This is a genomic window from Isoptericola sp. Y541, from assembly GCF_059445465.1.
Genome location: NZ_JCAIUJ010000001.1, coordinates 559,141 through 566,472, shown reverse-complemented (window position 1 = coordinate 566,472; position 7,332 = coordinate 559,141). Strand labels below are relative to the sequence as shown.

Annotated in this window: 9 protein-coding genes; 3 read left to right on the top strand and 6 right to left on the bottom strand. The window is 72.0% G+C overall.

All coding sequences use genetic code 11. From position 1 onward, the window contains the following. Positions 1–100: 100 nt before the first annotated feature. The 5 genes from AC1C2V_RS02550 to AC1C2V_RS02530 form a co-directional block, all read right to left on the bottom strand. The gene (locus AC1C2V_RS02550) at positions 101–505 is read right to left on the bottom strand and encodes an ectoine synthase (RefSeq protein ID WP_495387993.1); all 405 of its coding nucleotides are present in this window, start codon (positions 503–505) and stop codon (positions 101–103) included. A gap of 63 nt (positions 506–568) precedes the next feature. Next, on the bottom strand, positions 569–1,867 hold the full coding sequence (gene ectB / locus AC1C2V_RS02545) for a diaminobutyrate--2-oxoglutarate transaminase (protein WP_495387992.1): 1,299 nt from the start codon (positions 1,865–1,867) through the stop codon (positions 569–571). Positions 1,868–1,981: 114 nt separating this feature from the next. Then, on the bottom strand, positions 1,982–2,602 hold the full coding sequence (ectA, locus tag AC1C2V_RS02540) for a diaminobutyrate acetyltransferase (RefSeq protein ID WP_495387991.1): 621 nt from the start codon (positions 2,600–2,602) through the stop codon (positions 1,982–1,984). A 283-nt stretch (positions 2,603–2,885) separates the two neighbouring features. Then, positions 2,886–3,368 carry a transcription elongation factor GreA gene (gene greA, locus AC1C2V_RS02535; protein ID WP_495387990.1) on the bottom strand — a complete coding sequence of 161 codons (483 nt, stop codon included), beginning with the start codon at positions 3,366–3,368 and terminating at the stop codon, positions 2,886–2,888. A gap of 198 nt (positions 3,369–3,566) precedes the next feature. Beyond that, a complete protein-coding gene (locus AC1C2V_RS02530) occupies positions 3,567–3,986 on the bottom strand; it encodes a DUF4307 domain-containing protein (protein WP_495387989.1) in 420 nt (139 codons plus the stop codon). Between the two features lie 106 nt (positions 3,987–4,092). On the opposite strand from AC1C2V_RS02530, the gene mca reads away from it, so the two are divergent. The 3 genes from mca to AC1C2V_RS02515 are packed head-to-tail and all read left to right on the top strand — an operon-like array spanning position 4,093 to position 6,295. Further along, positions 4,093–4,968, top strand: coding sequence for a mycothiol conjugate amidase Mca (gene mca / locus AC1C2V_RS02525; RefSeq protein ID WP_495387988.1), 876 nt, complete (start codon positions 4,093–4,095; stop codon positions 4,966–4,968). Then, a complete protein-coding gene (locus AC1C2V_RS02520) occupies positions 4,965–5,315 on the top strand; it encodes a hypothetical protein (RefSeq protein ID WP_495387987.1) in 351 nt (116 codons plus the stop codon). The genes mca and AC1C2V_RS02520 overlap by 4 nt, the downstream gene beginning before the upstream one ends. Continuing rightward, complete coding sequence (locus AC1C2V_RS02515; protein WP_495387986.1) at positions 5,312–6,295, top strand: carbon-nitrogen hydrolase family protein; 984 nt, start codon at positions 5,312–5,314, stop codon at positions 6,293–6,295. The genes AC1C2V_RS02520 and AC1C2V_RS02515 overlap by 4 nt, the downstream gene beginning before the upstream one ends. A gap of 4 nt (positions 6,296–6,299) precedes the next feature. Here AC1C2V_RS02515 and trhA read toward each other — a convergent pair whose 3' ends face one another. Continuing rightward, positions 6,300–7,088: a PAQR family membrane homeostasis protein TrhA gene (gene trhA / locus AC1C2V_RS02510; protein ID WP_495387985.1), complete on the bottom strand. Its 789-nt coding sequence runs from the start codon at positions 7,086–7,088 to the stop codon at positions 6,300–6,302. Positions 7,089–7,332 lie beyond the last annotated feature (244 nt).

Below are 7,332 nucleotides of genomic sequence, written 5' to 3'. Positions count from 1 at the left end.
ACAGAAAGGGGTTTTGGTCGGGCTTTCGGGGGGAATCCCGACCGGGATTCCCCCCGAAATCACGCCCACAACGCTCGCGGGGGCGAGCGAGCCGACCAGGTCAGACCGTGGCGGCCTCGGGCTCGGTGACGAGCGGGTAGACGCCGTCCGCGTCGTGCACCTCGCGGCCGGTGACCGGCGGGTTGAACACGCACACGCACTTGATCTCGGTGCGCGGGCGCACCTTGTGCTTGTCGTGGTCGTTGAGCAGGTACAGAGAGCCCGGCTTGAGCTGGTGCACCTCGCCGGTCGCCAGGTCCTCGATCTCGCCCTCGCCCGAGGTGATGAAGACGGCCTCGATGTGGTTGGCGTACCAGAAGAAGCTCTCGGTCCCGGCGTAGAGCGTGGTCTCGTGCACCGAGAAGCCGACGCCCTCCTTGGCGAGAATGATGCGCTTGGAGCGCCAGTTCTCGCTCTTGATGTCCGAGTCGGTGTCGGTGACGTCGTCGAGGGTGCGGACGAGCATAGGGGTACCTCCGGTGGTTCGGGTGCGGTGGGGTGGTTCTACGGGTCGGTCAGGCCAGGTTCGTCAGGCCAGGACGGCCGCGACGGACTCGCTGATGATCTTGAGCCCGCGCTGCAGCTCGTCGTACGTGATGGTCAGCGGGGGCAGCAGCTTGACGACCTCGCCCTCGGGGCCGGAGGTCTCCATGAGCAGGCCGCGCGAGAAGGCCTCCTCGCAGATGGCCCCCGCGGTCTTGCCGTCGGGTGTCTGCAGGCCGCGCGCCAGGCCGCGGCCCTTGGCCACCAGGACGTCGTCGCCGTAGCGGGCGACGAGCGAGTTGAAGTGCGCCTCGACGAGCGCGCCCTTGTCGATCGTGGTGCGCTCGAGCTCGTCGTCCGACCAGTAGGTGCGGATGGCCTCGCTCGCGGTGGCGAACGCCGGGGCGAAGCCGCGGAACGTGCCGTTGTGCTCGCCGGGCTCCCAGATGTCGAGCGCCGGGCGCACGAGGGTCAGTGCCAGCGGCAGACCGTAGCCCGAGATCGACTTCGACAGGCAGATGATGTCGGGGACGATCCCGGCCTCCTCGAACGAGAAGAACTTGCCGGTGCGGCCGCAGCCCATCTGGATGTCGTCGAGGATGAGCAGGATGCCGTGGTCGGTGCACAGGTCGGCCAGACCGCGCAGCCACTCGGCGCGGGCCGCGTTGATGCCGCCCTCGCCCTGCACGGTCTCGACGATGACCGCGGCGGGCTCGTTGAGGCCGCTGCCGCCGTCCTCGAGCATCCGCTTGAAGTACTGGAAGTCGTCGACTTCGCCGTCGAAGTAGTCGTCGTACGGCATCGGCGTGGCGTGCACGAGGGGGATGCCCGCGCCGCCGCGCTTCATCGAGTTGCCCGTCACGGACAGGGCGCCCAGCGTCATGCCGTGGAAGGCGTTGGTGAAGTTGATGACGGACTCGCGGCCCGTCACCTTGCGTGCCAGCTTGAGCGCCGCCTCCACGGCGTTCGCGCCGCCCGGCCCGGGGAACACGACCTTGTGATCGAGGCCCCGCGGTCGCAGGATCGTCGAGGAGAAGGTCTCGAGGAACTCCCGCCGCGCCGTGGTGAACAGGTCGAGCGTGTGCACCATGCGGTCGTCGGCGAGGTAGTCCAGCAGCACCTGCTTCAGCCGCGGGTTGTTGTGCCCGTAGTTGAGGGTGCCCGCGCCGGCGAAGAAGTCGAGGTACTCGGTGCCGTCCTCGGCGTACACGGTCGAACCCACGGCCCGGTCGAACACGACGGGCCAGGAGCGCGAGTAGCTGCGGACCTCCGACTCGAGGGCGACGAAGCCCAGGGGATCGTCGGCGGCGTACGCCTCGGTGGAGGGGACGGTCGGGGTTGTCACGAAGGACACTCCTTGGGGTGGTGCGCGCCGGTGCGGTGTTTGGTGAGGGTGGGCTGCGTCGTCACCTGCGCGCCGAACCGGCGCAGCCTGAGATCTGGTCGAGGACCGCTGCGATCAGCGGGAGGGACTGAATCCCTCGATCACGAGCAGCGGCTCGGCCTCGTGCCCGTCCGGGAAGTGCGAGGCCTCGAACCCGGTGGTCTCGCGCAGCGTGGCGCCGCGGTCGGCGGCCCAGCGGCCGAACAGGCGGCGGGACGCGAGGTTGTCCGTCGTCACCGTGGTCTCCACGCGGGAGACGGCGGGTGTGTCGTGCGCGGTGGCGTCGACGACGGCGTCCAGCAGCCGGCGGGCGACCCCCCGGCCACGCACCCGCGGGTCCACGGCGACCTGCCACACGAAGAGCGTGCGCGGGTCGGCCGGGAGGCGGTACGCGGAGAGGAAGCCCACTGGCGTGGGACCTGCGGTGCCGCCGGCTCCGTCGTCGAGGACGGCGAGCCGGCAGGTCGCGGCGAAGTGGTCCGCGAGCAGCAGGTAGGCGTAGGAGGAGTTGAGGTCCAGGGAGCCCGAGTCGCGGGCGAGGCGCCACATGGCGCCGCCGTCGACTGTCGTGGGCGGCCGGATCGTCAGGCCCTCGAGGCTCGCCTCGGTGCTTGCCGCCATGCGGGACGGCGGTGGGCCGTCGGTCGAGCTGTCGGTGGTCGGGTGGTTGGTCGTTGCGGGGTCCGTCGTGTCCATACCGCCATCGACCATAGACGCATCGAGGGGGAAGTTCACCTCGGCCATGACCGTTCCTCGACCGAGGCGACCCTTGGCGCCCCCCGACGATCGTTGGCAGATCAGCGATATGTCGCGACGATCATCGACGAATCATCGACGGTTCTGCAGCAGGTCATCTGTCTCGAATGCTGAGACTTTCCATCGCTTCCGCGGGTGCCTGGGCCGGGAACGACCGTGGGCGCGCCCGTCTGCAACGGGCACGCCCACGGCATGCGTCTGGTCCGGGACGTTGCCCGGGAGGTCAGCCGACGAAGGGCGTGGCCTTCTTGATCTCGACCGGGATCTCGCGGCCGCTGGGCGCCGTGTAGGCCACCTTCTCGCCGATGCGGTGCCCGTCGATCGCGGCACCGAGCGGCGACGTCGGCGAGTACACGTCGAGGTCGGTGGTGCCTGCGATCTCGCGCGAGCCGAGCAGGAACGTCATCTCGTCCCCGGCGACCAGGGCCGTGACGACCATGCCGGCCTCCACGACGCCGTCGTCGGCGGGCGTGCCGATCTGGACGTGGCGCAGCTTCTCGGCGAGCTCTCGGATGCGGGCCTCGTTCTTCGCCTGTTCTTCGCGCGCGGCGTGGTACCCGCCGTTCTCCTTGAGGTCGCCCTCGTCGCGGGCGGCGGCGATGCGCTCGGCGATCTCGGTGCGGGCGGGGCCGGAGAGGTGCTCCAGCTCGGCCTGCAGCCGGTCGTGAGCCTCCTGGGTGAGCCAGGTGACGGTGCTCTCGGTCACGAGGGCTCTCCTTTCGTGGTGCTCGTGGCCTGTTCCGGCAACGCTCATGCGTCCGACGTGCGTCGGCACGCGCGTCGGCTGGGCAGGACTGGCGTGTGAATCATTCAGGATAGCCCGGACCGGGCGCAGAACCCAGGTCTCCGCCCTGGGCGAACAAGCTTCTGAGCGGCGATGGGGGCCGGGCATGGGCCGCGGGCCTCAACCCTGGTCGGTGATGTCGCAGGTCTCGACGACCGCGGTGGTCGCCTCCTCCGACGTGCGGACCGTGACGGTGTAGGTGGTCGTCTGGTCCTCGGTCGGCCCGACCGGCACGTCCAGGGTGCCCACCTGGGCGTAGCTCGGGGCGAGCGCCTCGACCTCGCAGACGGCCGTGGTCCCGGGGGGCATGTGCACCTGGAACGTGACCTCGACCCGCTCGGCGTCCTGCACGTGGAAGGCCACCACGTCGACGTCCACCGGGTCGCGGCGCGTCTGCTCGATCGAGAACCACGCAGCCACGGCCACCGCCGCGGCGAGGGCGGCGCCGATCGCCACCTTGCCGCCCGTCCCGATGCTGCGGCGCCCTGGGCGCGTGCCGTACCGGTCGGCGGGGGGAGTGGGGTTGCCGGGCTCGCTCATGGTGCACCATTGTCCCTGAACCTAGCCGCCGACACGTCACCCGGGAGGGACCTTGTCCTCCGCCTCCTCTGCACCGCCCTCGGGCGAGCGCGAGCCCCTGCGTCTGATGACGGTGCACGCGCACCCGGACGACGAGTCGAGCAAGGGCGCCGCGACCATGGCCCGCTACGCCGCCGAGGGCGTGGATGTGCTCGTCGTCACCTGCACCGGCGGGGAGCGCGGCGACGTGCTCAACCCGAGCTTCCGCCCGCCGGAGGGTTACGAGTTCGAGACGGTCGAGGGTCGGCGCGCGGTGCGGCGCCTGGAGATGGCTGCCGCCGCGGAGGCGCTCGGCGTCCGGCAGACGTGGCTCGGCTTCGTCGACTCGGGGCTGCCGGAGGGCGACCCGCTGCCGCCGCTGCCGGAGGGCTCGTTCGCCCTCATGCCGCTCGAGGAGGCCTCCGCGCCGCTGGTCGAGCTGATGCGTGAGTTCCGGCCGCACGTCGTGACCACCTACGACCCGTCCGGCGGGTACCCGCACCCCGACCACATCAAGTGCCACGAGGTCGCGTTCGAGGCGTACCACGCGGCCGGGGACGCCTCGCGGTACGTCGTCGAGGGCGGGGCGGAGGCCTGGGCGCCGCGCAAGCTGTACTACAACCACGGGTTCTCGATGGACCGGATGCGTGCCGTGCACGAGGCGATGCAGGGCGCCGGCCTGGAGTCGCCGTTCGGCGACTGGATCGAGTCCCGCGCCGCCCGCGAGATCCCCGAGCGTGAGGTGACCACCAGCATCGACGTCGCCGGCTACTTCGGGCAGCGCGACGCCGCGCTGGTGGCGCACGCGTCGCAGATCGACCCCGACGGCTTCTTCTTCGCGGTGCCCCGCGACATCGAGGCGGACGTGTGGCCCACCGAGGAGTTCGAGCTCGCGGACTCCCGGGTCCCGACCACGCTCCCCGAGGACGACCTGTTCGCCGGTCTGCGGGGAGAGGGCCGATGAGCGCCGTCTGGTCTGCGGCCGTCGTCCTCGCCACCGACCCGAGCCCTAGCCCCAGCCCGACCTCGCAGCTGACCGAGCTCGAGGTGACGCCGGGCCTGGCGGGGTTCGTGGCCACGTTCGCCGTCGCCGTGGCGTGCGTGCTGCTGTTCCTGTCGTTGACGCGGCACCTGCGCAAGGCCCGGCACAACGCGGAGGAGCAGGGCATCCCCGTGGAGGAGCCCAGGCGGATCGGATTCAGCCAGCCGGGCGAGGGCGACCCGACCGGCGCCGATCCGGCCGACGGGCAGGGCGACGGGCAGGGCGGGCAGGGCGACGGGCCGGACGAGGACGGCCAGGAGCGTCGATGAGCGCGTCGGTGCGCGTCACGGTCGGGCAGCTCGCGATCACCGCCGATCACGACGCGAACCGGGAGGCGGTCGCCGAGGCGTTCCTCGCGGCAGGCCGGGTCGGCGCCGACCTGCTGCTGCTGCCCGAGTACGCGTCGGGATACGACCGCCGCGGCGTCGGCGTCGAACACGCGGAGCCGCTCGACGGCCCGTTCGTCACCGCCCTGCGCCAGCACGCCGCCCGCTACCGCATCACCGTCGTGGCGGGCACGACGCTGCCGGCGGTCGGTGGGAGAGCCGCGGGGTCGCGCACCGGGCAGATCCCGGCGGTCAGCGGGGCGTTCCCCGCGGTGAGCGGAGCGTTCCCGGCCGTGACGGGGGCGTTCCCCGCGGTCACCGGGTCCGTCCCCGCGATCACCGGGACGACGCCGAGCGCGTCGTCGGCCGAGCCCGCCGCCGACCGGGTCGCCACCCGGGGGTCCAACACCGTCGTCGCCGTGGACGCCACGGGCGCGCTCGTCGGCGCCTACCGCAAGGTGCACCTGTACGACGCGTTCGGCTCGCGCGAGTCCGACCGGCTCGAGCCCGGCCCGGCGGACGTGCCGCCGCTGGTCCTCCGGTTCGGTGACCTCACCTTCGGCGTCATCACGTGCTACGACCTGCGCTTCCCGGAGTCCGCGCGCCGCCTCGTCGACGCGGGCGCGGACGTGATCGTGGTGCCGGCGGCGTGGGTGGACGGGCCGCTCAAGGCCGACCACTGGCACACGCTGCTGCGCGCCCGGGCGATCGAGAACACCGCGGTGGTGATCGGCGTCGGGATGGCCGGGCCGGGACTGGTGGGTCGCTCGCTGCTGGCGGGGCCCGACGGCGTGGTGGGGCTGGAGCTCGACGAGACGCCGCAGGTGCGCACGGTCGACCTCGACCCGGAGCCGCTCGCGCAGGTGCGCCGGCAGAACCCGTCGCTGGCGAACCGGCGCTACCTCGTCGTGCCGAGGTCGTGAGCGGCTACAGCGCCGCGAGGTAGATCGCGACCGTGTGGCACGTGAAGCCGATGACCGTCAGCGCATGGAAGATCTCGTGGAACCCGAACCACCGCGGCGACGGGTCGGGGAACTTGGTGCCGTACACCACCGCTCCGAGGACGTACGCGACGCCGCCCGAGGCGACCAGCCAGCCGACTGCGGGCCCGCCGGCGGCGCCGAACTGCCCGATGTACCCCATGGCCACCGAGCCGAGCGCCACGTACACCGGCACGTAGAGCCAGCGAGGCGCGCCCATCCACAGCACGCGGGCCACCAGGCCCAGCACCGCGCCGCTCCAGACGATGGCCAGCAGGACGGCGGCCTTCCGCTGCGGCAGCAGCATCACGGCCAGCGGCGTGTAGGTGCCCGCGATGATGAGGAAGATGTTGGCGTGGTCCAGGCGTCGCAGCACGGCCGCGACGCGGGGGGACCAGGTGCCGCGGTGGTAGACCGCGCTGGTGCCGAACAGCAGGACGGCGGTGACCCCGAAGACGGCGCACGCGATCTTGTCCGCTGGGGTGTCGGCCAGCACGACCAGCACGATGGCCGCGGCCAGCGCCAGCGGGGTGGTGACGGCGTGGATCCAGCCGCGAAGGTGGGGCTTGAGCCGGGCCGCCTGCGCTGCGGCGGCCTCCGAGACGGTCTGGACGGCGTCGGTCACGGCGCCGCGGGCCTCACCGGCGGCGTCCTTCGCGCCCTCGACGACCTCCTTGACGACGGGCAGGTCGAGACGATCGGTCGCGCGGCCCTTCTGCTGGGCGGCAGCTGCCACGGTGGTCTCCTCACTCGGGACGTAACCTACGCATCCGTAGGTTAGTCAAAGCGTAGGCGACGCGAGCGGGGCAGGTCGACCAGGGCTGTGAAGATCCTGGGGCGGGCTGCTGTCCGTCGCGAGCCGGTGCGGCCGGTCGGCGTCCGGTGTCGGACGAGGGGCGCCGCGTGCGGCAGGATCGGTGCGGAACGGGCCGGTGCGCGAGAGCGGTACCGTTGTCCCGCTCCCCGTCCGACCCCCCGCC

Coding starts and splice junctions, on each gene's coding strand:
- ectA (WP_495387991.1), bottom strand. CDS start 2,602: ATGGACACGACGGACCCCGCAACGACCAACCACCCGACCACCGACAGC.
- AC1C2V_RS02530 (WP_495387989.1), bottom strand. CDS start 3,986: ATGAGCGAGCCCGGCAACCCCACTCCCCCCGCCGACCGGTACGGCACG.
- AC1C2V_RS02515 (WP_495387986.1), top strand. CDS start 5,312: ATGAGCGCGTCGGTGCGCGTCACGGTCGGGCAGCTCGCGATCACCGCC.
- mca (WP_495387988.1), top strand. CDS start 4,093: ATGACGGTGCACGCGCACCCGGACGACGAGTCGAGCAAGGGCGCCGCG.
- AC1C2V_RS02550 (WP_495387993.1), bottom strand. CDS start 505: ATGCTCGTCCGCACCCTCGACGACGTCACCGACACCGACTCGGACATC.
- AC1C2V_RS02520 (WP_495387987.1), top strand. CDS start 4,965: ATGAGCGCCGTCTGGTCTGCGGCCGTCGTCCTCGCCACCGACCCGAGC.